General features: G+C 55.0%; 24 protein-coding genes. 14 read left to right on the forward strand and 10 right to left on the reverse strand.

Translation table 11 applies throughout. The features are described 5' to 3' along the window. Positions 1 to 105: 105 nt before the first annotated feature. The 3 genes from E0L35_RS00520 to E0L35_RS00530 all read right to left on the reverse strand — a co-directional run bounded on the left by E0L35_RS00520 (position 106) and on the right by E0L35_RS00530 (position 2,068). Positions 106 to 906, reverse strand: a complete 801-nt coding sequence (locus tag E0L35_RS00520; RefSeq protein ID WP_138799286.1) for an AraC family transcriptional regulator — start codon at positions 904 to 906, stop codon at positions 106 to 108. A gap of 133 nt (positions 907 to 1,039) precedes the next feature. Beyond that, entirely contained in the window at positions 1,040 to 1,336 is a 297-nt protein-coding gene (locus E0L35_RS00525) for a hypothetical protein (RefSeq protein ID WP_035538740.1), read from the reverse strand. Between the two features lie 9 nt (positions 1,337 to 1,345). Beyond that, positions 1,346 to 2,068 (reverse strand): AzlC family ABC transporter permease, encoded by a 723-nt coding sequence (locus tag E0L35_RS00530; protein ID WP_249362072.1) that lies wholly within the window; start codon positions 2,066 to 2,068, stop codon positions 1,346 to 1,348. A 498-nt stretch (positions 2,069 to 2,566) separates the two neighbouring features. On the opposite strand from E0L35_RS00530, the gene E0L35_RS00540 reads away from it, so the two are divergent. Next, entirely contained in the window at positions 2,567 to 2,869 is a 303-nt protein-coding gene (locus E0L35_RS00540; RefSeq protein ID WP_022521683.1) for an antibiotic biosynthesis monooxygenase, read from the forward strand. Between the two features lie 59 nt (positions 2,870 to 2,928). Here E0L35_RS00540 and menA read toward each other — a convergent pair whose 3' ends face one another. After that, a complete protein-coding gene (menA, locus tag E0L35_RS00545; protein WP_027957071.1) occupies positions 2,929 to 3,855 on the reverse strand; it encodes a 1,4-dihydroxy-2-naphthoate octaprenyltransferase in 927 nt (308 codons plus the stop codon). Between the two features lie 142 nt (positions 3,856 to 3,997). Here menA and E0L35_RS00550 point away from each other — a divergent pair, with 142 nt between their 5' ends. From E0L35_RS00550 to menH, 4 genes are read left to right on the forward strand one after another with little or no spacing between them, the layout of a single operon-like run. Further along, positions 3,998 to 4,492, forward strand: a complete 495-nt coding sequence (locus E0L35_RS00550) for a DoxX family protein (protein WP_138799288.1) — start codon at positions 3,998 to 4,000, stop codon at positions 4,490 to 4,492. A 28-nt stretch (positions 4,493 to 4,520) separates the two neighbouring features. After that, the gene (locus tag E0L35_RS00555) at positions 4,521 to 5,846 is read left to right on the forward strand and encodes an isochorismate synthase (protein ID WP_138799289.1); all 1,326 of its coding nucleotides are present in this window, start codon (positions 4,521 to 4,523) and stop codon (positions 5,844 to 5,846) included. Positions 5,847 to 5,851: 5 nt separating this feature from the next. Further along, positions 5,852 to 7,603: a 2-succinyl-5-enolpyruvyl-6-hydroxy-3-cyclohexene-1-carboxylic-acid synthase gene (menD, locus tag E0L35_RS00560; RefSeq protein WP_138799290.1), complete on the forward strand. Its 1,752-nt coding sequence runs from the start codon at positions 5,852 to 5,854 to the stop codon at positions 7,601 to 7,603. After that, entirely contained in the window at positions 7,593 to 8,345 is a 753-nt protein-coding gene (menH, locus tag E0L35_RS00565) for a 2-succinyl-6-hydroxy-2,4-cyclohexadiene-1-carboxylate synthase (RefSeq protein ID WP_138799291.1), read from the forward strand. The genes menD and menH overlap by 11 nt, the downstream gene beginning before the upstream one ends. Before the next feature lie 6 nt (positions 8,346 to 8,351). Here menH and E0L35_RS00570 read toward each other — a convergent pair whose 3' ends face one another. Continuing rightward, a complete protein-coding gene (locus E0L35_RS00570; RefSeq protein ID WP_138799292.1) occupies positions 8,352 to 9,821 on the reverse strand; it encodes an anion permease in 1,470 nt (489 codons plus the stop codon). A 263-nt stretch (positions 9,822 to 10,084) separates the two neighbouring features. On the opposite strand from E0L35_RS00570, the gene frdA reads away from it, so the two are divergent. The 7 genes from frdA (at position 10,085) to E0L35_RS00605 (ending at position 16,719) form a co-directional block, all read left to right on the forward strand. Next, positions 10,085 to 11,872: a fumarate reductase (quinol) flavoprotein subunit gene (frdA, locus tag E0L35_RS00575; RefSeq protein ID WP_138799293.1), complete on the forward strand. Its 1,788-nt coding sequence runs from the start codon at positions 10,085 to 10,087 to the stop codon at positions 11,870 to 11,872. Next, positions 11,869 to 12,651 carry a succinate dehydrogenase/fumarate reductase iron-sulfur subunit gene (locus tag E0L35_RS00580; protein ID WP_138799294.1) on the forward strand — a complete coding sequence of 261 codons (783 nt, stop codon included), beginning with the start codon at positions 11,869 to 11,871 and terminating at the stop codon, positions 12,649 to 12,651. The genes frdA and E0L35_RS00580 overlap by 4 nt, the downstream gene beginning before the upstream one ends. A gap of 12 nt (positions 12,652 to 12,663) precedes the next feature. Next, positions 12,664 to 13,065, forward strand: a complete 402-nt coding sequence (locus E0L35_RS00585) for a fumarate reductase subunit C (RefSeq protein WP_138799295.1) — start codon at positions 12,664 to 12,666, stop codon at positions 13,063 to 13,065. Next, complete coding sequence (frdD, locus tag E0L35_RS00590) at positions 13,062 to 13,448, forward strand: fumarate reductase subunit FrdD (protein ID WP_138799296.1); 387 nt, start codon at positions 13,062 to 13,064, stop codon at positions 13,446 to 13,448. Before E0L35_RS00585 ends, frdD begins: the two co-directional genes overlap by 4 nt. 75 nt (positions 13,449 to 13,523) lie before the next feature. Continuing rightward, positions 13,524 to 14,384: a 1,4-dihydroxy-2-naphthoyl-CoA synthase gene (gene menB / locus E0L35_RS00595; protein WP_138799297.1), complete on the forward strand. Its 861-nt coding sequence runs from the start codon at positions 13,524 to 13,526 to the stop codon at positions 14,382 to 14,384. After that, positions 14,384 to 15,328 carry an o-succinylbenzoate synthase gene (gene menC, locus E0L35_RS00600; RefSeq protein WP_138799298.1) on the forward strand — a complete coding sequence of 315 codons (945 nt, stop codon included), beginning with the start codon at positions 14,384 to 14,386 and terminating at the stop codon, positions 15,326 to 15,328. Before menB ends, menC begins: the two co-directional genes overlap by 1 nt. Then, positions 15,325 to 16,719, forward strand: a complete 1,395-nt coding sequence (locus E0L35_RS00605; RefSeq protein WP_138799299.1) for an AMP-binding protein — start codon at positions 15,325 to 15,327, stop codon at positions 16,717 to 16,719. Before menC ends, E0L35_RS00605 begins: the two co-directional genes overlap by 4 nt. Before the next feature lie 13 nt (positions 16,720 to 16,732). On the opposite strand, the gene E0L35_RS00610 is transcribed toward E0L35_RS00605, so the two are convergent. The 5 genes from E0L35_RS00610 to E0L35_RS00630 are packed head-to-tail and all read right to left on the reverse strand — an operon-like array spanning position 16,733 to position 22,091. Then, the gene (locus E0L35_RS00610) at positions 16,733 to 18,133 is read right to left on the reverse strand and encodes an amidase (RefSeq protein ID WP_138799300.1); all 1,401 of its coding nucleotides are present in this window, start codon (positions 18,131 to 18,133) and stop codon (positions 16,733 to 16,735) included. Positions 18,134 to 18,135: 2 nt separating this feature from the next. Then, positions 18,136 to 19,425: a Zn-dependent hydrolase gene (locus E0L35_RS00615; protein WP_138799301.1), complete on the reverse strand. Its 1,290-nt coding sequence runs from the start codon at positions 19,423 to 19,425 to the stop codon at positions 18,136 to 18,138. A gap of 18 nt (positions 19,426 to 19,443) precedes the next feature. Further along, the gene (locus tag E0L35_RS00620) at positions 19,444 to 20,298 is read right to left on the reverse strand and encodes an FCD domain-containing protein (protein WP_138799302.1); all 855 of its coding nucleotides are present in this window, start codon (positions 20,296 to 20,298) and stop codon (positions 19,444 to 19,446) included. An 11-nt stretch (positions 20,299 to 20,309) separates the two neighbouring features. Beyond that, positions 20,310 to 21,833, reverse strand: coding sequence for a sodium:solute symporter family protein (locus tag E0L35_RS00625; RefSeq protein ID WP_138799303.1), 1,524 nt, complete (start codon positions 21,831 to 21,833; stop codon positions 20,310 to 20,312). A gap of 15 nt (positions 21,834 to 21,848) precedes the next feature. Next, positions 21,849 to 22,091: a hypothetical protein gene (locus E0L35_RS00630; RefSeq protein WP_041158699.1), complete on the reverse strand. Its 243-nt coding sequence runs from the start codon at positions 22,089 to 22,091 to the stop codon at positions 21,849 to 21,851. Between the two features lie 325 nt (positions 22,092 to 22,416). Between E0L35_RS00630 and E0L35_RS00635 the strand changes: the two genes are divergently transcribed. Beyond that, positions 22,417 to 23,790: an aspartate aminotransferase family protein gene (locus E0L35_RS00635; RefSeq protein WP_138799304.1), complete on the forward strand. Its 1,374-nt coding sequence runs from the start codon at positions 22,417 to 22,419 to the stop codon at positions 23,788 to 23,790. Positions 23,791 to 23,836: 46 nt separating this feature from the next. Then, positions 23,837 to 25,333, forward strand: a complete 1,497-nt coding sequence (locus E0L35_RS00640; RefSeq protein ID WP_138799305.1) for a CoA-acylating methylmalonate-semialdehyde dehydrogenase — start codon at positions 23,837 to 23,839, stop codon at positions 25,331 to 25,333. Positions 25,334 to 25,420 lie beyond the last annotated feature (87 nt).

Here is a 25,420-nt window from a genome sequence, read left to right on the forward strand (position 1 = left end):
TACTCTTCTAAGCATCACAAAGCCCGCCCTCGTCAAACAGTGAAAGCTGTTGGCGAGAGCGGGTTTTTATTTCATGGCGGGGAAAGTTTTGGGGTTGCAGTGTGATTATGAGCCACTACCCCTACAGTTTTGTTTAAACCTAGATAACCACTGAGTGGGAGTAAGACCGAAGGCTTTCTTGAAGTGATTTGTCATATGGCTCTGGTCATTGAAACCAGCTGAAACTGAGGCGTACGACAACGAATAACCCTGGGTCAAATAACGTTTTACGAACGCAAGACGCCGCATGGTCAAGTAACGGTATGGGCTTGTTCCATATAATGCCCTGAAATCTCTTGATAAACTCCACTTTTCACGGCCGCTTACCAACGCTAAATCATCAAGTGTGATATGAGAATCCAATGAATCGTGGATATATTCTCTAGCCTTTTCTGCAGCGTTATAGTCGTATGCAACCCTACCTCTTTTGTGACCGGCAACAGCAGAGAGAACATTGGCTAGTTCGAAGACGATATCTTCCCCTTCAAGCTGCTCATGAGCAGTTTGGAGGTCATTCATAAGAAATTCTGTGGCGGCATAAAGCCGAGGGTCTGTGCTAACGCCACCCTTTATGTAGGGTAAGGTGCGGCCACCAAGCACCGCTTGAAGAGCAAAGGGTTCAATATACATGATGCGGTAGTGGAAGCCGTCATTCGTACCAGCCTCACCGTCGTGGAGTTCATCAGGATGAATCACAATGGTATTGCCCGGCAAGCTAGTTCTTTTCTCACCTCGGTAATTGAAGCAATGAACCCCTGACAGCGTCCTGCCTACAGCATACGTATCGTGCCGATGCGGCTCGAAGGCAACGCCAGAAAAAAAGGCTTCAAATCTTTCTATCTGGGTATTAAAAAAAGAATTTAGCATAGGCGGTAAGGTATCGGCTTCTGTCTGAATGCAGGGTTATCATGCAACGGAATATATGAATAAGTAAAGCTAGTTAGCCAGTTTTGACAGTTTATATAGCCTGTCCTTGAAGCGCTCTCGTATTGCAGGCTATTCAGCTCAATACGTAATATAGAGTGGTGGCGACGACTGTCGTTAGGATCAGTCCACTTTTTAATATAACTGCCAATATGCCTACTGCAATAAAAGAAAAAATAGATAGGTTAAGCCCGTTAGCCATCTCTGGTATCACGATATAAGTGATGAAACAAATAAAAATAGAAGTAGGTAATATTTCCTCAATTAGATACTGGGCTTTTGCGCCGAAGTTAATCGTGAACAAAGAGGGCAGAACTCTTATCATGACACTTGTAAGTAGAAGAGCCAAAATCACCAAAAAATTATCTACCATATTTGTTCCTCAATATTTTCTATTCAGTAGATAGGAGATAGTGGATAATAGAATGATGGAGGGGATCCAAAAGTAGATGCCACCAAGGGTGTAATAGAAAAGCCCGCTTATTAAAAAGCCGAACGTTGCCTTTGGAACAGTTATCAAACCACTTTTATAAGGTCGGTTTTGAAGATACGAGATGGTAAGAAAAAGAAGCACCAAGCTCGCAGGAATACTGGCATTGATGTCGTCAGGTAAAAGGTTGGGAAACAGCCCAGCTATAATGCCGCCTGCTACCCCAAAGAGTATCCAGGACAAGAAAATGGTGAAGCGAATTATCAGCATGGCTCTTTGGTTATGTCCCTGCTCAATAGCGTACGCTTCGTCGCCGAGTGCATGGGACGCAAAAACCTTAAGCAACTTGTTTTTTGGTAATTTTTTTGAGCATGAAAGCGAAATTGCAAAATATCGGCTATTGATCATAGTGGTAACGAAAGCAATAGTTAAAAAACTGGCCCCAGACTCAGAGAGAGGTAGAGCGGCAAACTGCCCGCTCCCAGAAAAGCCTAGTAGGCTTACGAGAAAAATTTCGACAATGCTCCAGTCTGCTTTGTAAGCAGTAAAGCCGAATAGCATGCTAACAGGTGCTATTGCAAAGATGGCCGTCAATAGCAGCGGAAGCAGAACCCGATACTCTGCTGTATTTGAAGTAGAGAGCACTTTTTTGGTGTTTAAATATTTATTCATCATTGCCAATCACTTTTTCCCAAAATGTGAATTTTTTAGTTATGGCTAATGGGCTTACAGCAGAACATTGAAGCTAGCTGCTATGCTGGAAGCGTATGAGAAAAGTTGATAAGTGTATTGTAAGATCGTGCAGGTTTGTTGAGAGCGGAGTGAGTCTAGCCATTATGGTTTTTCAATATTTTGTTTTCGTGCGTTGGCTTGGGCATCGCTGGCTGGCGAGTTTATCCACAATCACTTGGCTGGCTTCTTTGGTCGGGTTCAATGGCGAATACGGGCAACGTGGGGCCCGCCGCGGCTGCGTTAGTAAACGGCGCGTGATCATGAATGCGTACTCGCGTTTGAACCAAACGACCTGGATAGGTGCCTTAGCCATTAATAATACTGATACCTGACGGTTGAGAGCTATTCGTCACTATGCCATGACGTTACCATCAAGGTAGCGTTTGCGTAATCAATCCAGCAGGATCAACTCTGCAGGAACAAACCAGTAGGAGAGTAACGATGTATATCGCGATGAACCGTTTTCGGATTGCCCCAGGCCGCGAAGAGGATTTTTTAGAGGTGTGGCGTAACCGCGACTCTCACTTGGATGAAGTGCCGGGCTTTAAACAGTTCAAGATGCTGCAGGGTGAAAGCCAGGAAGATCACACCGTGTTTATCTCCCACAGCGTGTGGGAGTCGGAAGAAGCCTTCCGCGCCTGGACTAAGTCAGATGCGTTCCGGAAGGCCCATGCCAATGCCAAGTCACCCGAAGGTATTTATCTTGGCCCACCAAAGTTTGAAGGTTATGAGGTGGTGCTGTAAGGCGTGTACGGCTAAACGAAGCAGGTTGTCAGCGGGGTGGTTGCCCCGCTTTGGGGGCTTTAAAACAATGCCAAGCCAATAGAGAGCAGTACGCTATAAAGCAGCGTTGAAATGGCCGTTTTCTTCAGCATATTGGTCAAAATCTCGCCATTACGGGTATGGCTTAACGTTCTGGCCGCGTCAGTTAGAGGTTTGGCCACCAGCAGGCAGCTCCATCCCTCCCACGGTACCGGCAGTACAACTAAATAGATCAAGGTGAGTAGCAGCGCGATGCCCAGCAGCGCCCAGTGGTAGCTAATCGCCTTAGTGCGGCCTAACCGCACCGCCAGGGTGATTTTGCCATTGCGTGCATCGCTCTCTATATCGCGCACGTTATTCACATTGAGCACGGCGGTGGCCAGCAGGCCGCAGGCGGCGGCAGGTAGAAATGGTAGCCAGCTTAACTGCTGTACATGCAGATAGTAGGTGCCCAAGACGCCAAGCAGACCAAAAAACATAAAGACCGCAATGTCCCCAAACCCTCGGTAGCCATAAGGGGTGCCACCTAGACCAACGGTATAGGTCACTGCTGCCAACAGGGCCGCAGCCCCTAAGAGAATGAAGATGAGGATTTGCCCCCACTGATTTCCAAACGCGGCGACTAGCAGTAACAGCCCCAGTAACGCGGCAAACGTTGCCGCAATGATCATTCCCGTGCGCATTTTTTCCGCGCTAAGCAAGCCAGAAGAGACCGCTCTTGCAGGCCCTATACGCTGTTCGTCATCAGCACCCGATGCAGCATCACCGTAATCGTTGGCTAAATTAGACAGCACTTGAAGCGCAATGGCGGTCAGTAGGGCAAGCACAAGCACTGCCATATTAAGAGCATCCACACTCGCGGCTAGCCCAGTACCTAGCAGAATGGAAGCACACGCTAGCGGTAGCGTTCGGGGGCGAGCGGCTAACACCCAGGCTTGGTAGTGGCGGCGCTTACTATTTTGATCCATTCCGTTGATATTCCTGTTGACCGTTTTCATTTAATAAACATTCGGCAATGTATGATTAAGTGCGGAAAAGTAGATCTAAGTCAAAATATGCCGCGTCATCTTGTCTCACACTGCAAGCACCCCTTGAGTAGGAGTTTACGCGATGATTGGCGACTTATTTAGACATAACAAATATATGGCGGTAGTTTGGTTACTGCTACGGCTCTATTTAGGCATCACCTGGCTAACCTTGGGCATCGGTAAAATGACCGGTGGCTTTAACGCCGAGGGCTTCTTAAGCAATTCTGTCGCCAACCCTGTGATGCGCGAGGGAAGCGCGGTTTATCCTAATTATGTCGCCTTTCTAGAGAATTTTGCGTTGCCCAATGCGGATGTCATTAATTTCATTATACCGCTGGGAGAAGTGTTAGTTGGCCTGGGTTTGATCGTTGGTGTGCTGACCTCGTTTGCTGCATTTTTCGCCATCGTGATGAACATGTCATTTTTGATGGCAGGCACGGTGTCCACTAATCCATGGATGATGGCGCTGACTTTCTTGTTGCTGGTGGCGGGTGCCAATGCGGGGCGGTTGGGTGGCGATCGGTGGGTGCTGCCCTATATGAAAAAAAAGCTAGGCTTGATGTACGCTGGTAGTTAATTGAAAACGCGGGTCTAACAGGCGAATTATGCACGTTACACACCCTATTGAAGCACTCAAACATCAGCTTGATGCGCTTCGTCATACGGATAAAAAAGGGTTTATGCGCCTAAATACGCCCTGTCAGGTCGGTAACCTGATGGGGTGGTTAAACGTGCAAAGCGTTTATCCCCGTCTCTATTGGCAATCCCGTGATGCTGGCGCCGTTGAGTATGCTGCGCTAGGGGTTGTTAGGGCGTTTGATTCGCTAGCCGCGCTGCAGGCCGACCTTGCCACACTGGCCGATAGTGGTGGCGAGCAGCCGGACTACTTCGGGGGCATGGCCTTCGACCCCGGTACGCCAGGGTGGGAGCACTTTCCGGGCTGCCACTTTTTGCTGCCGCGTATAGAGCTTAGGCGCCAGCAAGCGGGGGTGATGTTATCACTCAATCTGCGCTTTGATGATTGCTGCCCAGAGGCCGAGATAGCCCAGGCTCGTGCCTGTTTGGCTGCGCTGGAAGAGGAGCAACGGCTGCCTTGTTGGCTGCCTCATGTTTATCAGCGTGAAGACCATCCTGCGCAGAAAGAGTGGGCGGCGTCGGTAGAGCAGGTCACCCATCCTGATCACCTGAGTCACACACCCAAGGTGGTGCTCTCACGGGAGACGTGCCTAACCACACCTGAAACGCCCAGCCCTTGGGCGCTGCTAGCACGCTGGCAGGCCGGTGCCGCCGACTGTCTTCACTTTGGCGTCCAATTTACTCCCCATGAAGCCTTTATCGGCTGCCCGCCGGAACGGCTCTACAAGCGTAAAGGTAGGCATTTAATGACCGAGGCGCTGGCGGGTACCACACGTCGTGGGCAGGATACCCAGCAAGATCAAGCGCTTGCCGATGAACTGCTGGCCGATAAGAAAAACAGTCTGGAAAACCAGTGCGTATATCAGCAGCTTTTGACCCAGTTTGAGCCGCTCTCTTCTCACGTCCAGATGGGCGAGGCGCATATTGTTAAGCTGCGCTCGGTGCAACATATCCGTCGTCTGATTCACGCCGAGTTGCACCGAGACGTCACCGACCAGCAGTTGCTGGCAGTGCTGCCGCCTACCCCAGCGGTAGGCGGTGTTCCCCGCAAGTCGGCACTGGCATTTATTCGCCAACATGAGCGCCATCGACGCGGTTGGTATGCGGGCGTTTTCGGCCGAATCAGTCACACCAGCAGCGATCTGGCGGTGGCCATTCGCTGCGCTCATATCGGCCCAGAAACAATTCGCCTTTATGCCGGTGCAGGCATTGTGGCAGGCTCACAGCCAGACGAGGAGTGGCACGAACTGGATACGAAAATTGCTGACATTATGTCGCTGCTTGGGATGGGATAACGTAGATGACAGCACTGACATCGGACGGTTTTGTGAAGAGTGGTTTCATGGAAGAGTACGCCACCTTTAATCATGTATGGGCGGCACTAATGCTGGAGGAACTCTACCGCTTAGGCGTGCGCGATGTAGTCCTGGCGCCAGGCTCCCGTTCATCGCCTTTGACTATGTCCGCCAGCGAGCATGCCGGGCTGCGCTGCCACTGCCATTTTGACGAGCGTGGACTGGGGTTTATGGCGCTGGGCATTGCCCGGGGCAGTCAGCACCCGGTCGTTATTATCACTACCTCAGGCACCGCCGTGGCCAACCTTTACCCGGCGGTGGTGGAAGCCAAATTGCTCGGCGTCCCGCTTATTGTACTCTCTGCCGACCGCCCCATTGAACTGCTGGGTAACGGCAGCAATCAGGCGATTGACCAACGGGATATTTTCTCCCGCCACACCATTGTTCACCACGATCTGCCGCCGCCGGATGCTGAGATAAAAGCAGCGTTTCTACTCAGTACTGTTGATCAAGCTGTTGATCAGCAACGCCGTATGCCCGGGCCGATTCACATTAATTGCCGTTATCGCGAACCGCTTTACCCCGGCAACTGCCTGGTGGATACCGGTGATTATCTCGCCCCGCTAAGGGACTGGCTGACGACTTCAAAACCGTGGAGTGATTGGTCATTCAGTACTGCGGTTCCAGCGCTCAACAACGAGTGGGTAACGTTTGCCCAGCAGCGTGGCCTGATTGTGGTTGGCAGGGTTGATGACTCCCAGCAGGCGCAGCAGATTGTTGAGCTATCCAAGCAGTTGGGTTGGCCGCTACTGGCCGACATACAGAGCCAAATTCATTTTGACCCTCAAAATCTGATTCACTTTGATCTAGCGCTGCATGATGAGCGTTTCTGCGCTGAACTCGCCAAAGCCGAGGTACTGCTGCAGTTTGGTGGTCGGTTAATTTCGAAACGGCTAACGCAATTTATTGCCCAACAACCGTGGCAGGATGCCTGGTTGGTTGATCCGCTGCCCCAGCGGTTGGATCCCGACTACTGTGTTAAGCGCCGTTTGATATGCTCGCCCGCCGACTTTATAGCCGCTTTGCCAACGATACCTGAACAACCTCCCTGCCATCAGCTGGCCAGCCTCCAACGACGCACTAGTCAGCTTGTGGAAGAGCGCTGTACAGCATTCTCAGAGGTGGGAGTTTGTCACCTTTTAGCGCAGGTGGCTGAAGGGCAGTTGTTTATAGGCAATAGCCTGCCCGCGCGGCTAATGAATATGCTGGGTACGCATCGCCAAACGCCGGTACGGGTATTTGCCAATCGCGGGGCTTCCGGTATTGATGGTCTTATTGCCACGGCTTACGGCCTCAGTTGCACATGCTCAGAGCCGACTACTATTGTGCTGGGGGATACCAGCGCACTGCATGATCTCAACAGCTTGGCGCTGTTAAAGCAGGCCACGCAGCCTCTGGTGGTGGTTATCCTCAATAACGATGGTGGCAGTATTTTCCATATGCTGCCGGTGCCTAAAGAAGACGATCTGCTGGAGCGCTATTATCGCCAGCCCCATGGCTTACACTTCGAGCATGCGGCGAAGATGTTTGGACTTGGCTACTTCGCGCCAGAGTCACTGGATGCCTTTATGGCGGCCTACTCTCAGGCCCTGCAGGCGGGCGTTACCTTGATCGAGATTAACGTGCCCCATCAGCAAGTAGCTGATGATCTCAAGCATCTTGGCGCAGCGATTCGAGGGGAGCCGCGTGAGCAGTAAACCTCAGGCGCCGACTCTGGTAATGCTCCACGGTCTGTTGGGCGATGCTCAGGACTGGGGTGAGGTCATCGCTGACTTGGAAGGCATCAACTCCCTCGCGCTGGATTTACCCGGCCACGGCCAGAATCAGCACGAGCAGGTAGGCTCTTTTGAGGCTTTTCACCACTGGCTTGGCGATGCGCTGATAACTCACGGTGTTCGCCGTTACTGCCTGCTGGGCTACTCCCTGGGTGGCCGTTTGGCGCTGTACCATGCCAGCCTTCAGCCGCCGGGTCTGGAATCGCTCTGGCTGGAGAGCGCTCACCCTGGGCTACCCGCCAGTGAGCATCCTGGCCGTATTGCTCATGATGAACGCTGGGCGCTACGCTTTGAGCAGGAACCGTTGGAAGACGTACTTATCGATTGGTATCAGCAGCCGGTGTTTGCCGATCTCACCGACGTTCAGCGCAGTCGGCAAATGCAACGCCGTCTCGCGAATCACGGGCCAGCCGTCGCCAGCATGCTGCGATCAACTTCCTTGGGTCACCAGCCCTCGTTATGGTCGTGGTTGGAAAATACCCTACTACCGATTAGCTATTTTTCGGGCCAGCGGGACGCCAAGTTCCACACTCTTGCCACTCACTTGGCAACGATGGCCCCGCGCCTGCGCCATATCTCGCTGAACGGGGGCCACAATCTTCATGTTGAGCAACCAGAGGCGTTCTCACAGCAGTTGAACGCTTGGTTGGGTACTGCTAGCTGACTTCAATCAGCTGATCAGCATTAACCAAGGCAGGCCAATCACCAGCCAAACCACCAGGAACAGCAGCCCAAAGATCGCCCCTAGCCGCCAAAACAGTGCGCTGGGTAAGTAGCCGCTGCCGTAGTAAACCGGGCTTGGCCCTGTGCCGTAAGGGGTGAGAATGCCCATAAAGCCCAGTGTGGGCAGTAGCAGCAGGATAAACATCTGCATATCCAGCCCGGCAATCCCCGACGCCGCCGCCAGAATTACCGGCAGCAGAGCAGTAACGTGGGCTGTCACGCTGGCAAAGAAGTAGTGCAGCAGGTAGAAAATAACTACCAGCGCCACCATGGCCATCAGCGGGTCAAAGTGGCTTATCTGCCCGCCCACCACGCTGCCAAACCAGTTAACAAACCCCACTAGGCTCAGCCCACCCGCGAGCGCCACCAGGGTGGCAAACCACACAAAGGTATTCCAAGCGGCTCGGTTATCGAGAATATCGCTCCAGGTCACAATGCCGGTTAACAACATACCGCAGATCACCACTAAGCCCACCAATGACCCAGAGATAATGTCGCCCGCGAAAATCCACAGCAGCAGGGCGGAGACCACCATAATGACCAGCATCATTTCATGGCGAGTCAGTGCCCCCAGCTTGGTTAACTCCTGCCCTGCCCAGTCGGAAATTTCATTACCCGCTTTTACTTCGGGCGCGCATAGCCAGTAGCTCAGCAGCGGAACTAGCAGAAGCAGCAAAATGCCGGCTGGTGCTACCGCCATAAACCACTGCCCCCAGTTGATATGAATACCGGTCGCGCTTTCAGTTAGCGCGATGGCCAGTAAGTTCGGGGCCAGAGCGGTCAAAAACAGCGAGCTAGTGACGCAGGTAGAAGCAAGCGCGGTCCACATCAAAAAGCTGCCCATGCGCTTCATGCTAGGGTCGTTGGGATGCGAATCGTAAAGCGGCGGCAGGTTACGAATGACCGGATAGATCGTGCCCGCACTGCGCGCCGTATTGGAAGGCGTAAACGGCGCCAGAATGCCATCGGCAATCATCACCGCATAACCCAGGGTTAAAGTACGCTTCCCCATGGCTTTGACGAGCCAGAGCGATATCCGCCTGCCCAGGCCGGTTTTCTCATACCCCAAGGCAAACATAAAGGCACCAAAAATTAGCCATACCGTAGAGTTGGTAAAGCCCGACACCGCCCATGAGAATGCTTGGTTAGCGGCACTGAATCCGTCAGCCGTCAGTTGCTCCGGAGAGAACAGCACCCACCTTGAAAGCAGTGCCACCAGGGTAACGCCGATCAGGCCGACCACCGCCCCAGGTAAGGGCTCGAGAATCAAGCCAACCACGCAGCCAAGGAAGATGGCGAAAAAGTACCACGCGTGAGGCGCTAGCCCCTCGGGTGTAGGTATCAGCGCGACGATAATAGCGACTGCTAACGGTGCTAACAGTTTCCATCGTGGCGAGGGTTGGGCATTGGTTGTCATGCTGCACCTCTCTTTAGTCTTTCTTGCTGTTTTTATTGCCTGGCGGATAGGTATCTGCCCTGCAGTGAGTGGCTTGAAGAGTAGGGCCTGTGGCACGCGGGTAACAGCAATACCTAGTCGATTTTCTACTTGCTTGACGCACGTCAATAGTTCTTTGGACTAATGAGCAGGGCCTGCCAATAGCGTGGTAAGTTCGAAGAATGAAAGGGCACCGAAGAGTGTCGCTACCACCACCTTTGACTTGGCTAACGGAAGGAAACGTCATGCAGCAGCGAGATTTCGATATCGTGATTGTCGGTGGGGGTGGCGCAGGCTTGCGTGCTGCCATTGGGGCTGCCGAGCACGCTAAAGAGCACAACACCCCGCAACGTATTGCGCTGCTGTCCAAGGTGTACCCCATGCGCTCGCATACCGTGGCGGCGGAAGGCGGTGCGGCTGCCGTCACAAGTGCCGAAGATTCACATCAGGCGCATTTTGATGACACCGTTTCCGGCGGTGACTGGCTGGTTGAGCAGGGGGTGGCTGACTACTTTGTTCACCACGCCTATCAAGAGCTGGTGCAGATGGAGCGCTGGGGCTGTCCTTGGAGCCGTAAGGACGATGGTCAGGTGCAGGTGCGCCGCTTTGGGGGGATGAAAACCGCCCGCACTTGGTTCGCCGCCGATAAAACCGGCTTCCATATGCTTCACACCCTGTTTCAGACTTCGCTGAAATACCCTGAGATCGAGCGTTTCGACGAATACTTCGTGCTCGACTTGGCGGTACACGAAGGTGCTGTGATTGGCGTGATTGCCCTACAAATAGCCACTGGCGAATTAACCGTGCTGCGCGCCAAAGCGGTGATTTTGGCCACCGGCGGCGCGGGGCGTTTATTCCGTTTCAACACCAATGCGGGCATTGTCACTGGCGACGGTATGGCGATGGCCTACCGCCATGGTGTGGCGCTGCGGGACATGGAGTTTGTTCAATACCACCCCACCGGCTTGCCCGGCTCCGGCATTTTGATTACTGAAGCGTGCCGGGGGGAAGGCGGTATTCTGCTCAATAAAGAGGGCTATCGTTATCTGCAGGATTATGGCCTTGGCCCGGAAACGCCGCTGGGTAAACCGGAAAACAAGTATATGGAGCTGGGCCCGCGGGACAAACTCTCCCAGGCCTTCTGGCAGGAGCAGCAGGCAGGCCGCACCGGTAAGTTTGGCGACAGCGATGTGGTCTATCTCGATCTGCGTCACTTGGGTGAAAAGTACATTCTGGAGCGCCTACCGTTTATCTGCGAGCTGGCCAAATCCTATATCAACGTCGACCCGGTGAAAGTGCCCATCCCCATTCGCCCAGCGGTTCACTACACCATGGGCGGTATTGAAACCAATCCACAGTGCGAAACCTCCATTGCTGGGCTCTACGCCGCCGGGGAGTGTGCTTCGGTGGGTCTGCACGGCGCCAATCGATTGGGCTCTAACTCGCTGACGGAGCTGTTGGTGTTTGGCCGCCTGGCCGGTGAGCAGGCAAGCAAGCGCGCAGCACAAACCGAGTGGGCCGATGAGCGCCTGCTGGAAGCCCAGGGCGACTGCCAGCAAGCCAAGCTGCTGCGGCTCTGTGACGGAACGGGGAGCGGCGAGAACTGGGTGGAACTCAAGCACGCCATGGTGCAGGCCATGGAGAGCGGCTGTGGGATTTACCGCACCGAAGAGGGCATGCGCCATTCGCTGGATACCATGCGCCAACTGCGTGCGCGCTTCAACGAGATCCGCGTTAACGATACCAGCAAGATCTTCAACACTGAGTTATTGGAATGTCTTGAACTGGAGTGTGGACTGGATATTGCCGAAGCGTCTTGTTTGGGCGCGCTTGAGCGCCGTGAGTCCCGCGGTGCCCACCAGCGCTTGGATGAAGGCATGCAGAAACGCGATGACGTTAACTACCTCAAGCATAGCCAGGTCTTTTACCAAGGCGATGTCCATGCCGAACTGCGCTGGCAGGACGTCGATGTGCAATTCTCCGCCCCGGCGGAGCGGGCCTATGGCGATGCGGGCAAGGGGGAGAAGGCATGAGTATCGATCAGATGAGTACTAACTTAATCAGTACGAAGAATGTCAGCACCAAGCATATTAGCGTCAAACGCTACCTGCCTGATAACTCGACTGAGACGTACTGGCAGGCGTATGACCTGCCGGTGGATGACAGTACCTCGCTGCTGGATGCCCTCAACCATATCAAGGAGCAGCTCGATAGCACCCTGAGCTACCGCTGGTCGTGCCGTATGGCGATTTGTGGCTCCTGCGGGGTCATGGTGAACGGCATTCCCAAGCTCGGCTGCAAAACCTTCCTGCGCGATTACGAGGGCGATATTAGTATCGAGCCGTTGGCACACTTCCCCGTGCAGCGGGATCTGGTGGTGGATATGGAGATCTTCCTTGAACACCTGGCGGCGGTGAAGCCCTACCTTATTGATGACAACCCCGTAAAACCTTACGACCCCAGTGCGCCGGAAACCTATCAACAGACGCCGGAGCAGCTGGAGCGCTACAAGCAGTTCGCTAACTGCATTAATTGCGGTCTCTGCTACTCGGCCTGCCCGCAGTTCGGGCTGAACCCTGAGTTCCTTGGGCCGGCGGCGCTAACGCTGGCTCACCGTTACAACCTGGACAGCCGAGATCACGGAAAAAAACAGCGCATGGCCGAGCTTAACCGCCACGACGGGGTGTGGAGCTGCACCTTTGTGGGCTTCTGTTCAAAAGTGTGCCCCAAACACGTTGACCCCGCCGCTGCGGTCAATCAGGGCAAGGTCGAAGCAGCCAAACACACGCTTATTGCGCTGTTTAAAGGGTAGGGGAGGAACATCATGGATAAATCATCATCGCAACGCCTGCCGCCGCTGAAACGCAATTGGTGGCTGAAGCACCGCTTTTTTAAACTCTATATGCTGCGCGAAGCCACGGTGCTGCCGCTGGTGTTTTTCACGCTCTGTTTACTCGCAGGTATGGTCGCTCTTCTTCAAGGGGCGGAGAGTTGGCAGGGGTGGATCGCCTTTATGGGCTCTCCCATCGTATTAGTGCTTAATCTTCTGGCGCTGGCCGCCAGCCTGTTTCACGCCGCCACCTTCTTTGTGCTGTTCCCGCGGGTAATGCCGATTCGTATCGCCGGGCATAGCCTGCCCGATCAGGCCATTGTTGCTGGGCAGTGGGCGGGCGTAGTCGTGGTCGCGCTGCTGTTTTTCTGGCTATTGGGGAGGAGTGGAGCATGAACATGCACAAACATGATGTTCAGCATAAACAAGCTTTTGATGAGCCACTTTGGTGGGGGTTATTTAGCGCGGGCGGCGTCTGTTTCGCAGTTTTACTGCCCGCCGTGATTCTGTTTATCGCCGTTCTACTGCCTTTGGGCCTGCTGCCTGCTGGGGCGCTGAGCTATGAGCGGGCATCATCGCTGCTGTTTAGCGTACCGGGTTTTCTATTTGTTGGCGCGGTGGTGTGTCTGCCGCTTTTTCATGCCGCCCACCGCCTGCGCCATGGGATGTTTGATATCAGCGTGGGCAATGACGCACTTAACAAAAAACTGATGTACGGTGGGGCTGCGCTGTTAAGCATTGTGGCGCTGGGCTTAGTCGTTACAGGTATGCTGGCTTAAGCGATTCACTGCAAACACCCCATCCCTGATAAAGAAAAACTAACTAAAAAACCTGACAAAGAAAAAGAGACTGGCATGATTAACGGACTCACTGAATCAGAACTCTATGCGCCGGTAGAGTGGCAGGATCGCTCAGATGGCTATCAGGATATCTTGTATTACACCACTGCCGATGGCATTGCGCGCATCACCATCAACCGCCCCGAAGTGCGCAACGCCTTTCGCCCGTTAACGGTGAGCGAGATGGCCCAAGCGCTTAACCGCGCCCGCCACGACAGCACCATTGGTGCGATTATTCTCACCGGTGCCGGCGATAAAGCGTTCTGTTCCGGCGGTGATCAGCGCATCCGTGGCGACTACGGCGGCTACCAGGATGAAGAGGGTACCCACCACCTCAACGTGCTGGATTTCCAGCGCGATATTCGTACCTGTCCGAAACCTATTATCGCCATAGTGGCGGGTTATGCCATCGGCGGCGGTCACGTGCTGCATATGATGTGCGACCTGACCATCGCCGCCGATAACGCCATCTTTGGCCAGACCGGCCCTAAAGTCGGCTCCTTCGATGGCGGCTACGGCGCCTCGTATATGGCGCGCATTGTGGGCCAAAAAAAGGCCCGGGAAATCTGGTTTCTGTGCCGCCAGTACAGCGCCGCCCAAGCGCTGGAAATGGGGCTAGTCAACCACGTGGTGCCGCTAGACGAGCTAGAAAAAGAGAGTGTGCGTTGGTGCCGGGAAATGCTGCAGCATAGCCCTATGGCACTGCGTTGCCTGAAAGCTGCACTCAATGCCGACTGCGACGGCCAGGCCGGGCTTCAAGAGCTGGCGGGCAATGCCACCATGCTCTACTACATGACCGAAGAGGGGCAGGAGGGTCGTAACGCCTTTAACGAAAAGCGCCGCCCGGACTTCACCCGTTACCCGCGCAACCCGTAATGCAGCTGGCGCTTTACCGCTACTCGCTACCGTTTCGCCAGCCGCTGATGTTTAAAGGCCAGCGGCTGGTCAGCAGAGAAGGGCTACTCGTTTCCATCAATGGCCAGTGGGGCGAGATAGCCCCGTTGCCTGGCTTCTCAACGGAAACCCTGGCGGAAGCTGAAGCTGAAAGTTTGGCCTGTTTGTCTGCTTTGAGCCGAGGCGAAATAGTCTCCCCAATGCTGCCATCGGTGCAGTTTGGGCTCGACTGCGCCCAACGCTCTTGGCCGCTCAATCTTCCTGCGCCTTTACCACCCTATCTGCTGCTCCAGGGAGCGCCTGCCGCGCTGATCCAGTCTCTTTCAACCGCCGATTGGCAAGCCTCGCCACCGTCTCGGCTCAAGCTGAAAGTGGCACGCTATGCTATGAAAGAGGAATTGGCGCTGATCGAACAGCTTGCTGCCCGGCTACCCACCACCAAGCTGATGTTGGATGCCAACGGCGGCTGGACGCGGGAAGAAGCCCAGCGCTTCTGTGAGCGCCTACCCCTTAAACAGATCGACTACCTGGAAGAGCCCTGCGCTGCCTTTGCTGACACCATCGCCGTGGCAGAAGCAACGGGGGTGGCCATTGCCCTGGATGAAACGCTATCCCGCCGGGAAGAGTGGTACTGCCACCCACAGCTCAAAGCCTTGGTAATCAAACCCACGCTAATCGGCTCGCTAAGCGACTGCGAAGCACTCGTTCAACGGGCACGGGCGGGTAATCTTCGCGTGGTGATCTCCTCCAGCTTTGAATCCGATTTAGGTCTTGGGCTGTTGAGTCGGCTGGCCAGCGAGTGGGCACCCCATGAGCCGCCGGGACTGGATACGGGCCATTGGCTCACCGAGCGTTTGATCACTACCACGGGCGAAGTGATGACAGAAAACGTGCACTGTCTCTCTAAAATGGAAAATTCAGCATGACAGACACCTGCCCCATTCACTACTGGGCTAAAGAGACCCCCGAGCATATTGCAGTAGAGGCTGGCTCCGTGCGTCTTAGCTACCGAACCCTCAATCGCCGGGTGGCGTCTTTAGCGCAGCAACTGAAGCGCGCAGGTTTTGTGCCCGGTGATCGCTTAGTTGTGCCCGCTAAAGGGGCTCTTAAATCCTTGCTGTTGGCGTGGGCCTGCCTACGGGCAGGGGTTGTTTTTTGTCCGTTTAACCCTGTGTTCCCTATTTCCCAGCAGCTCACTCTAGCCAAACGCTTGCAGGCTGGGCGGGTTTGCCAAACGGAAAGCGACCATCATTACCCTGCCGAGCTTACACCGGTTAGCTTCGATTTTTTGACGGAAGCCGATGTGAGAGAGCCACCGGCGCTGGATAGCAACCAGCTGTGCAACACGATTTTTACCTCCGGCTCCAGCGGCACGCCCAAGGCGGTGCTGCATCGTGTGGCCAATCACTTGGCCTCCGCGCGAGGCTCGGCGTCGTTTATTCCGGTTGATCAAAACAGTGGCTGGCTGCTTTCGCTGCCGCTGTTTCATATCGGTGGCTATACTATTCCGTTTCGCGTTTTTCTCGCCGGTGGGCGGGTGATTCTTGATGACGACCCATACATGCTTCCTGCGCGTCTTGAGCAGCAGTCAATCACGCACCTTTCTCTGGTACCCACCCAGCTTTGGCGGCTGCTGAAGTCGGGCTTTTCGCCCCAGCGCACTCAGTTGCGGCAACTGTTGCTGGGCGGCGCAGCGATTCCCGCACCGTTGGTGGCGAAGATGACATCACTGGGGCTGACGCCGAAGGTTAGCTATGGGCTATCCGAGATGGCCAGCCAGGTCTGCACCGGTATTCCCACCGCACCGGGCGTTGTCGGCAGGCCACTGCCGGGTCGTGAAGTGAGGATTGTTGAGGGTGAGATACAGGTGCGTGGCGAGACCCTGTTCTGCGGTTATTTGAATAATGGCAAGGTTGATCCAGCCCTCAATGACGAAGGCTGGTTTGCCACCCGCGACAAGGGCCACTTCAATGCGGAAGGTGCGCTGGTGGTGGAAGGGCGGCTCGATAACGGCTTTATCTCCGGTGGCGAGAATATCCAGCCGGAAAGTATAGAACAGCGCTTGGTTGACCACCCCGGCATTGCTCAGGCGCTTGTGGTAGCAGTACCCCACCCCGAGTGGGGCGAGCGCCCGGTGGCATTTATCGACTGGCACGGCGAGGCCGTATCGAAACAAGCGCTAAATGTCTGGGTGCGCGAAGCCTTACCCGGCTTTATGGTGCCCGATGCCTGGCTGGCCTGGCCGCCAGGGGTAGGCTTTAAGCCCTCCCGCAAGCAGTTTGCTGAGCTGGCGCGGGCGCAGTTGGCCAACAAGTAGCCAACCCGCGTAGTTATGCCATTCCCGTTGGTGTGAGTGTTGGCAAATAGCGCTCAAGCAGCTGAGCGGCATGCAGTACTTTTAGATCTTGGTATTTGCCTGCTACAAGGTGCAAGCCTACCGGCAACCCTTGGCTGTCCAGCCCGCAAGGCATGGAGGCGGCGGGCTGTTGGGTGAGATTGAAGGGGTAGCTAAACGGCGTCCAGTCCATCCAGTCTTTATAGCGCTCGCCCGGTGGCACGTTGTGGCCCGCGGCAAAGGGCGCAATGGGCATCGTAGGCGTGACCAGCAAATCATAGCGCTGATGAAACGCCGCCATCTGCGCCGTTAATTCGCTGCGCTCACGTCGGGCGGCGAGGTAGGCGGAAAGCGAGACATCCTGCCCGCGCCTTGCGATATCCAGAAACCCTGGGTCGAGGGCCGCCTGCTGCTGTTCGTCCAGTTTTTCGAGCGCTTGAGTGGCTCCCGCAAACCAGAGCGTATTAAACGTCTTAAGCGGATCACTAAAGCCAGGGTCAATTCGCTCTACCGTCGCGCCCAATACTTCTAAATGGGCAACGGCTTCCTCAACCCGCTGGGCAATATCCGGGGCTACCTCTACATAGCCAAGGTCAGTGCTAAAGGCGATTCGCCAGCCGCGTAGGTCAGCAGGTGGGGGCGTTAGCCAGTCTGGCCCAAGCGGGTTGCCGGAGTAGCCATCCCGAACATCAGGCTGCGCCATTACGCTAAGCATTAGTGCGCTATCAGCAGCGGTACGGGTCATTGGCCCCAAGTGGGAGAGCGTACTCATGGTGCTGGCGGGCCACTGGGGCACCCAGCCAAAGGTCGGTTTAATACCAAAAGTGCCGGTAAAACTGCACGGTATGCGGATAGAGCCCCCTGCGTCGCTACCTTGGTGCAGCAGGCCCAGGTTAAGCGCAGCGGCGGCCCCCGCGCCACCCGATGAGCCACCCGGCGTGAGTTGCGTATTCCACGGGTTGCGAGTGATACCGTGGAGTGGGTTATCGGTGACGCCTTTCCAGCCAAACTCCGGTGAGGTGGTTTTGCCGATTACGATAGCCCCGGCGTTGCGTAGATGGCGGCTGATCGGTGCATCCACCTCCCAAGGGCCATCCGGTGACGTGGTTGTCGAGCCCAGCCGTGTAGGCAGGTCTTTGGTTAAGGTTAAATCCTTGATGGTGACAGGTATTCCGTCCAGCGGGCCAAGCGGCGTACCTGCCTGCCAGCGCTGTGCAGATTCTGCTGCCAAACGCCGGGCTTCTACCTCGTTCACACAGGTAAACGCATTTACCTTGGGGTTATCGCGGGTAATCCGTGCCAAGCAGTCATCAATCAGCGTTTCTGGCGAGAGAGAACCCTCGCCAAAGCGCGCCAATGCGTCGACTGCCGTGAGTGTTCCAAACGTCTCGGCCATCGTTACTCCCCTGTTCCGCCAACGCTGCTGACGATGCCAGCGGCATTCAGCATGGCGTGGAGCAACACATTGCAGCCTGCGTGGACATGCTCTGGTGTCGCACTTTCGATCTCGTTGTGACTGATGCCATCCTTGCAGGGAATAAAGATCATCGCGGCGGGAGCAACACGGCCGACAAACATCGCATCGTGGCCTGCACCGCTAATGATATCCATATGGGAAAGTTCGAGGTGCTCTGCACTTTGGCGTACTGCGTCCACGCACGCTTTGTCGAAGTATTCAGGGGCGAAATTGGCAGTGGGTTCCAGGTGGTATTCAAGGCCATGGCGCTGGCAAATCTCTTCAACAGCGGCGGCGACTGCCTGACCCATTGTCTCAAGCGCTTCAGGCTCCCAGTGACGCATATCCAGAGTCATTTTGACCTGACCGGGAATCACATTGCGCGAACCGGGGTGCAGCGTCATGCAGCCCACCGTGCCGCGACCGTGGGGCTGATGATCGAAAGCGATACGGTTGAGCGCTTGGGCGACTTCGGCTGCACCCATCATGGCATCCCGGCGTAGGTTCATCGGCGTGGGGCCTGCGTGGGCTTCAAGTCCGGTCAGGGTTAAATCAAACCACTTCTGACCAAGCCCACCGATAACCACACCAATGGTGGTGGCGGTGTCTTCAAGAATAGGGCCTTGCTCGATATGAGGTTCAAAGTAGGCTTTGATTTCGTGTGGCGAGACTTCATCGCTACCACGGTAGTGAATGGCGTCCAGGGCATCGCTGACCGTGACGCCATCAGTGTCGGTACGCGCCATCATGGCGTCAAACTCAAGCACGCCACTAAACACACCTGAGCCCATCATGCAGGGCGGGAAGCGGCAACCCTCTTCGTTGGTCCAGGCGACGACTTCGATAGGGGATTGTGTGGTGATGTTGTGCTGGTTAAGGGTGCGAATCACTTCCAGACCGGAGAGCACGCCAAAACAGCCGTCGTACTTGCCGCCGGTAGGCTGGCTATCCAAGTGGCTGCCTGCCATCACTGCTTTGGCGTTGGGGTCGCTGCCTTCTCGGCGGGCAAAAATATTGCCGATATTATCAATGCGAATCGTGCAGCCCTCGGCGCGACACCATTGAATAAATAGATCACGCCCCTGACGTTCTAGATCGGTAAGCGCCTGACGATTGACGCCGCCTTTAGGAGTGGCGCCTAGTTTGGCCATCTCCATTAGTGCTTCCCAGAGGCGGTCGCTGTCGGTACGTAGGCTGGTGATATCAGTTGTTGGCGAAACGTAGGTGTTCATCTCAGTATCCTCGCAAGGTTAAACGGACAGGTTTTCCGTTGGTAAGTCATGTAGCTTGGATCGATGGTTCTGAAGGTTGGGAGAATCATTGCTGATCAGCATTTGCGCGGCCATTTCCGCTTCCAGTGCGCTCATATGAAGCTCGGCATCGGCCATATGTTCGGCCATTACCTGACGCACACGCTGAGTATCTTCAGCGCGGTAGGCGTCCACCAGCAGGCGGTGGTAGTCCTGATTGGCGTGATCGAACTGCTTGCGTTCGGGCACGTAAGCTTTCTTTATCACTACCAAATCACGCAGCATGTCGTTTAAAAACTGGCACATAAACGCGAGCAAAGGGTTAGGGCAGACACGCGCCAACAGTTGGTGAAACTCCAGCTCCAAAAAGCGCTGGTGGCGGTGATCCTCTTCATCGCTCGCGCAGCAGGCGCAGGCCGACATATTTGCTTCCAACTGCTGAAAGTCGTGCTCGGTTAGCCTTCCCACCACTGATGCCGCCAGTTCTACTTCCAACAGTTTGCGCAACTGATAAACCTGCTTGCCATCCAACTGCTGAAAATGCAGGAAGTTACGCAACATTCGACTGGCGGGTTCCATGCCTGGTTGGTTGATCACCGCGCCCCCTTTAGGCCCGGTTTTTAAGGTAATAAGCCCCTCAACCTCAAGAATCTTAAGCGCTTCACGCACGGTGGCCTTGGCGCTACCGTATAGCTCCATTAGCGCTTTTTCGTTCGGTAGCCGGTCGCCTTCTCCCAGTGACTCGGCGGCAATCCAGCGCTTGATGTCGTCGCTAATCAGCTCGGCAAGCTTGGGTCGGCGCCTTGAAGCTGGGCCAGAGGTTGAAACTGTTTTTGAAACAGGGGCTTGAGTCATCAACACACTCCTTAGCTGTGGTTAGCGCTGCTGGATACTTCTTGGGTATGGGCGGGCAAACGTTCAGGGTGGTACTCAGCATCGTAGTCGTAGCGTGCCTGGGTAAACCGTTCCACTACTGCTGTATCGCGGCGGTGCAGCGCATAGCTTAGGCCTACAAACAGCGCCGCATTCAGCAATAGCCCCCAAATACCTGCATGGTAGCCAAAAGGTGCGCTTAGCGGGCCAAAGGTCATCAGTAGTACACAGGCAACGCCAGCCCAAAGCCCAGCGAGCGCCGCAGTGGGATGGGCTTTTTTCCAGCTGATAGCGCCGATGGTGGGAATAACCAGCTGTGCGGTGCCCGCCAGCGCCGCAATGCCGATAGTCACCAACACGCCAGGAACGGTAAGCGCCATGATGTAAGCTGCCAGAGAGAAGCCTACTAACGATAAACGACCGATATAAACGATCCGCGCTTGGCTTGCTTCCCGGTTTACATAGCGCTTGTAGATATCCATCGTGACGACGGTGGAGACCGCGTGAATTTGTGAGTTGGCCGTAGACATAGCGGCCGAAGCGCCTGCCGCCATAATCAGCGAGGCAAGCAGGTAAGGGGCGTAATCCATTAACATGATGGGCAGGATTTGATCGGGATTTTCCACATCGGGCTCAAGCAGCACCCCGGAGTAACCAGACAGCACCGAGCCCACATAGGCAAAGGCTGCCAAACCGAGTAGAAACGGCATTAAATTAAACAGCTTGCCGTGTTTGACCGAGTACATACGTAGCCAGATCTGCGGGCCCATAAAGGCACCAATGGCGGTAATGGCAAACAGCGAGAACCACATGGGGTAGCCCATCGTACCGTTAGGTCCGGGCATGGTGAGGTGTTCGGGAGATGTTTGCTGAAGCTGGCTAAATAGCGCTGCTGGCCCGCCTACCTGGTTGGAAATATAGTAGCCCGCGTACAGCATGCCAAAGAACAGCAGCGCGCCATAAATAACGTCGGTCCAGGCGATGGCGCGGATGCCGCCAATCCATACGTAGATAATAATGATGAAGTAGAACAGCAGCGCGGCGAGCCAGAACGGAATCAAACCACCGGAGGCAACTTCGATTAAGTAGGCGCCCCCGGTTAGCTGAATCTGCAAATAAGGCACGGTGAAAATCAGCGTAATCGCGGCAACGGTAATGCGCAGCGCCTCGCTGTTGTAAAAGTCGCCAATTAAATCTGAAGGGGTTAAGTAATTGAATCGCTTACCTAGAAACCACACTCGCTTACCGATCCAGTAGTACATAAAACCAAACAGCAGGTTCCAGGCTAGTGCGGTAAGAAATACCGGCCCATTGGTATAAAAGGTGGCATTAGAGCCAAGGAAGGCAAAGGCACTCCACCAGGTTGCCGCCACGGTGAAAAATACCGCAATACTGCCCATGGCGCGACCTTGAACAAAAAAGTCTTCACTGGTTTCTTGCGATTGGCGTGCTGATAGAACCCCCACCATCAAGGGGATAATCATAAATGCCGCAATAATTAATAGACTGCCGGTCATGTTTAATCCCCCGTCTTAGTGTTGTTTAGTGGCGCTTTCCGGTGTCGATGTTGGGCTGCCCCAGTTGGTGAAATAGGCCACCAAAAAAAGCGCCGTTAGCACAAACCACCAAAACAAGTTCCACACCAACAGGAAAGGGATACCCATCAACAGGGGCTCTATCCGGTTAGCCAGCATAATGACGGGGCTTTCCAGCATAAAGAAACTGAAAAGCATGACGCTGTAAATCGACAGCTTGAGGGGAGTTAAATACTTCATAGCGAGTTTGCCCTATGTCCATAGTGAATTGTTTATATTGAGTTTGTGAACGGTATTTTCAGTACGCAGCCACCAACAGCGAGCTTCTTGGAAGCATCGTTATAGGTGCCAATTACTGGTTGGGAGTGCTCCATAGATTTATTGTATTTATTCGTATAAATATAATGATTAGGTGCTTTTTTAACCGGCGTCAAGGTCAAGAAGCATGGCTAGATGCCTTGTTACGTATAAATTCTCTAACGTGAACAAAAGAAGAGCGTAATTTTATAAACGTGTCTGGTGGCGCATGCTGAGGCAATGCCCTATAGCGATGGAGCTGGACACCATGTTTGGAATAAAAAGCAAAACCCCCGCTGAAACCTCGAGTGCCCCGTCAGCAGAGACGCCCTCAAAAACGGCGCTTAACCAGCACTATTGGATGCCGTTTAGCGCCAACCGCGATTTTCGTGCTAACCCGCGCGTTATCGCCGGGGCGGAAGGGCGTTACTACATTGATGATCAGGGCCGTAAGCTGTTTGATTCGCTTTCCGGGCTTTGGACCTGCGGCGCTGGTCATAACCGCGAAGCGATCCAGAAAGCCGTGGCGGCGCAGCTCGGCAGCCTCGATTTTGCCCCCGGTTTTCAAATTGGTCATCCGCTGGCGTTCAAGCTGGCGGAAAAGGTGGCTAGCCTCACGCCTGCCGGGCTGGATCATGTATTTTTCACCAACTCAGGATCTGAAGCCGCCGATACCTCAGTCAAGATGGCCAAAGCCTACTGGCGTTTAAAAGGCAAGCCGGAGAAGACTCGTATGATCGGCCGCGCCAAGGGCTATCATGGGGTGAATATTGGCGGCACCAGCCTGGGCGGTATCGGTGGTAATCGTAAACACTACGGTCAGTTGCTGGATGTATCGCATCTGCCGCATACGTTACAAGCGGGCCATGCTTACACCCGTGGTCAAGCGGAAACCGGTGCCGAGCTTGCCGATGCGCTGTTGGATCAAATCGCCCTGCACGACGCTTCAACCATTGCAGCGGTGATCGTTGAGCCGATGTCCGGCTCGGCGGGGGTGATCGTGCCACCTAAAGGCTATCTGGATCGGCTGCGTGAGATCTGCAGTGCCCACGATATTCTGCTGATCTTTGACGAAGTGATCACCGCCTTTGGCCGCAGTGGTGCGACCACCGGCGCCGAAGCCTTTGGCGTGACGCCGGATATCATGAACGTGGCCAAGCAGATCACCAACGGTGCGATCCCCATGGGCGCGGTGATTGCTTCCAGCGAGATTTTCGACACCTTCATGCACGCGGGCGGCCCCCAGCACGCCGTTGAGTTCTCCCATGGGTATACGTATAGCGCCCACCCAGTGGCTTGCGCTGCGGGGCTAGCGGCGCTTGAAATGATGGAGCGAGAAAACTTCCCAGCCCAGGTCAGCGCCATCGCACCTACCTTTGAGCAGAAGCTACACGCCTTGAAAGGGCGCAATCACGTTGTCGATATTCGTAACTACGGCTTGGCCGGTGCCATTCAGCTAACGCCCCGGGAAGGCGACCCCATTATTCGCCCAAGGGATGCTCATATGGCGCTGTGGGAGGCTGGCTTCTACGTGCGCTACGGCGGCGACACGCTGCAGTTTGGGCCTCCCTTTGGCTCCACCGAGGCTGAGCTCGAACGGCTGTTCGACGCCGTCGCCACCACCCTGGATTCGTTAGCCTAAGATTCATTGGCATAACCGACTGATCTAAATTTCAGAGAGTTTAAATATGAGTGTTGTTTCCCACCTCATCAATGGTGAACTAGTCGATAGTCAGCGTACGCTGGATGTCACCAATCCTTCGACCGGGAAGGTAATTCGTCAAGTGGCGGATGCTAATACCGCTGATGTAGAGCGAGCCATAGCCGCCGCCCAGGCGGCGTTTCCTGCCTGGCGCGATACGCCGCCCGCTAAGCGTGCCCAGGTGATGTACCGCTTTAAGCAATTGCTCGAAGATAACGCTAACCGCTTGGTGCAACTGGTCAGTGAAGAGCACGGCAAAACTCCCGAAGACGCCATGGGCGAACTCAAGCGCGGCATTGAGAACGTCGAGTACGCCTGTGGGGTGCCAGAGCTGCTCAAAGGAGAGTATTCCCACAATGTAGGGCCGGGCATTGATGCCTGGTCAAACTTCCAGCCATTGGGTGTGGTGGCAGGTATCACCCCGTTTAACTTCCCCGCCATGGTGCCGCTGTGGATGTACCCCATGGCGATTGCCTGCGGTAATACGTTTATATTGAAGCCTTCGGAGAAAGACCCTTCGGCGGCCATGGCAGTAGCCGAACTGCTTCAAGAAGCGGGGCTACCCAAAGGTGTAATGAATGTAGTCCACGGCGGTCGCGAAGCGGTGGAAACGCTGCTGGATGCCAAGGCCGTTAAAGCCATTTCCTTTGTCGGCTCAACGCCAGTGGCTGAGGCGATCTACTCTCGTGGTTCCGCCGCGGGTAAGCGCGTTCAGGCGTTAGGTGGGGCGAAGAACCACGCCGTGGTGCTGCCGGATGCCGACCTGGAAAACGCCGCCAACACATTAATGGGCGCAGCGTTTGGTAGTTGCGGCGAGCGCTGCATGGCGATCTCGGTAGCGGTATGCGTGGGCGACGAGACCGCAGACCGTTTGGTTGAAACCCTACTTCCTAAAATCGCTCAATTAAAAGTCGGCCCCGGCACCAAGCGGGATCTGGATATGGGGCCGCTGGTGACCGCTGAGCACCGGGATAAAGTCCTCGGCTACATCGAAGATGGCGTAAAGGCTGGCGCGACACTGGTTGCCGATGGTCGCGACCTTCAAGTCTCAGGCTATGAAGAGGGCTATTTCGTGGGCGGCTGCTTGTTCGATAACGTCACCGCCGAAATGCGCATCTACCAGGAAGAGATCTTTGGGCCGGTGCTTTGCGTGGTGCGCGTGGGTAGCCTGGATGACGCCATGCAACTGATCAACGACCACGAGTATGGCAACGGCACCTGCCTGTTCACCCGCGATGGCGAAGCCGCCCGCCGCTTTACCGATGGTATCGAGGTTGGCATGGTGGGCGTGAATGTGCCGCTCCCGGTGCCCGTGGCGTACCACAGCTTTGGTGGTTGGAAGCGCTCGCTGTTTGGGGATCTTCACGCCTACGGGCCGGACTCGGTGCGCTTCTATACTCGCCGCAAGGCGGTCTCCCAGCGCTGGCCGTCGGTGAGCGAGGCCACCCGGGCCGAGTTCTCGTTCCCCAACAATCAAAGTTGACGTCTTAGAGTAACTAGGACATCTTCTCAGCACCGTCGCTCTGCGATGGTGCTTTTTTTGGTGCGTACTTCAGACGTATAGGGACGA

This window comes from Halomonas sp. ATBC28 (assembly GCF_005937175.1).
GTDB classification, from domain to species: Bacteria; Pseudomonadota; Gammaproteobacteria; order Pseudomonadales; family Halomonadaceae; genus Vreelandella; species Vreelandella titanicae.

Excerpts from the sequence above, each read along its gene's own strand:
- E0L35_RS00640 (WP_138799305.1), top strand. The coding sequence starts at position 23,837 with ATGAGTGTTGTTTCCCACCTCATCAATGGTGAACTAGTCGATAGTCAG.
- E0L35_RS00620 (WP_138799302.1), bottom strand. The coding sequence starts at position 20,298 with ATGACTCAAGCCCCTGTTTCAAAAACAGTTTCAACCTCTGGCCCAGCT.
- E0L35_RS00610 (WP_138799300.1), bottom strand. The coding sequence starts at position 18,133 with ATGGCCGAGACGTTTGGAACACTCACGGCAGTCGACGCATTGGCGCGC.
- E0L35_RS00525 (WP_035538740.1), bottom strand. The coding sequence starts at position 1,336 with ATGGTAGATAATTTTTTGGTGATTTTGGCTCTTCTACTTACAAGTGTC.
- menD (WP_138799290.1), top strand. The coding sequence starts at position 5,852 with ATGACAGCACTGACATCGGACGGTTTTGTGAAGAGTGGTTTCATGGAA.
- E0L35_RS00540 (WP_022521683.1), top strand. The coding sequence starts at position 2,567 with ATGTATATCGCGATGAACCGTTTTCGGATTGCCCCAGGCCGCGAAGAG.
- E0L35_RS00635 (WP_138799304.1), top strand. The coding sequence starts at position 22,417 with ATGTTTGGAATAAAAAGCAAAACCCCCGCTGAAACCTCGAGTGCCCCG.
- menA (WP_027957071.1), bottom strand. The coding sequence starts at position 3,855 with ATGGATCAAAATAGTAAGCGCCGCCACTACCAAGCCTGGGTGTTAGCC.
- frdA (WP_138799293.1), top strand. The coding sequence starts at position 10,085 with ATGCAGCAGCGAGATTTCGATATCGTGATTGTCGGTGGGGGTGGCGCA.
- menC (WP_138799298.1), top strand. The coding sequence starts at position 14,384 with ATGCAGCTGGCGCTTTACCGCTACTCGCTACCGTTTCGCCAGCCGCTG.
- E0L35_RS00530 (WP_249362072.1), bottom strand. The coding sequence starts at position 2,068 with ATGATGAATAAATATTTAAACACCAAAAAAGTGCTCTCTACTTCAAAT.
- E0L35_RS00605 (WP_138799299.1), top strand. The coding sequence starts at position 15,325 with ATGACAGACACCTGCCCCATTCACTACTGGGCTAAAGAGACCCCCGAG.
- E0L35_RS00615 (WP_138799301.1), bottom strand. The coding sequence starts at position 19,425 with ATGAACACCTACGTTTCGCCAACAACTGATATCACCAGCCTACGTACC.
- E0L35_RS00580 (WP_138799294.1), top strand. The coding sequence starts at position 11,869 with ATGAGTATCGATCAGATGAGTACTAACTTAATCAGTACGAAGAATGTC.
- E0L35_RS00625 (WP_138799303.1), bottom strand. The coding sequence starts at position 21,833 with ATGACCGGCAGTCTATTAATTATTGCGGCATTTATGATTATCCCCTTG.
- E0L35_RS00570 (WP_138799292.1), bottom strand. The coding sequence starts at position 9,821 with ATGACAACCAATGCCCAACCCTCGCCACGATGGAAACTGTTAGCACCG.
- E0L35_RS00520 (WP_138799286.1), bottom strand. The coding sequence starts at position 906 with ATGCTAAATTCTTTTTTTAATACCCAGATAGAAAGATTTGAAGCCTTT.
- E0L35_RS00585 (WP_138799295.1), top strand. The coding sequence starts at position 12,664 with ATGGATAAATCATCATCGCAACGCCTGCCGCCGCTGAAACGCAATTGG.
- menB (WP_138799297.1), top strand. The coding sequence starts at position 13,524 with ATGATTAACGGACTCACTGAATCAGAACTCTATGCGCCGGTAGAGTGG.
- E0L35_RS00630 (WP_041158699.1), bottom strand. The coding sequence starts at position 22,091 with ATGAAGTATTTAACTCCCCTCAAGCTGTCGATTTACAGCGTCATGCTT.
- E0L35_RS00550 (WP_138799288.1), top strand. The coding sequence starts at position 3,998 with ATGATTGGCGACTTATTTAGACATAACAAATATATGGCGGTAGTTTGG.
- E0L35_RS00555 (WP_138799289.1), top strand. The coding sequence starts at position 4,521 with ATGCACGTTACACACCCTATTGAAGCACTCAAACATCAGCTTGATGCG.
- frdD (WP_138799296.1), top strand. The coding sequence starts at position 13,062 with ATGAACATGCACAAACATGATGTTCAGCATAAACAAGCTTTTGATGAG.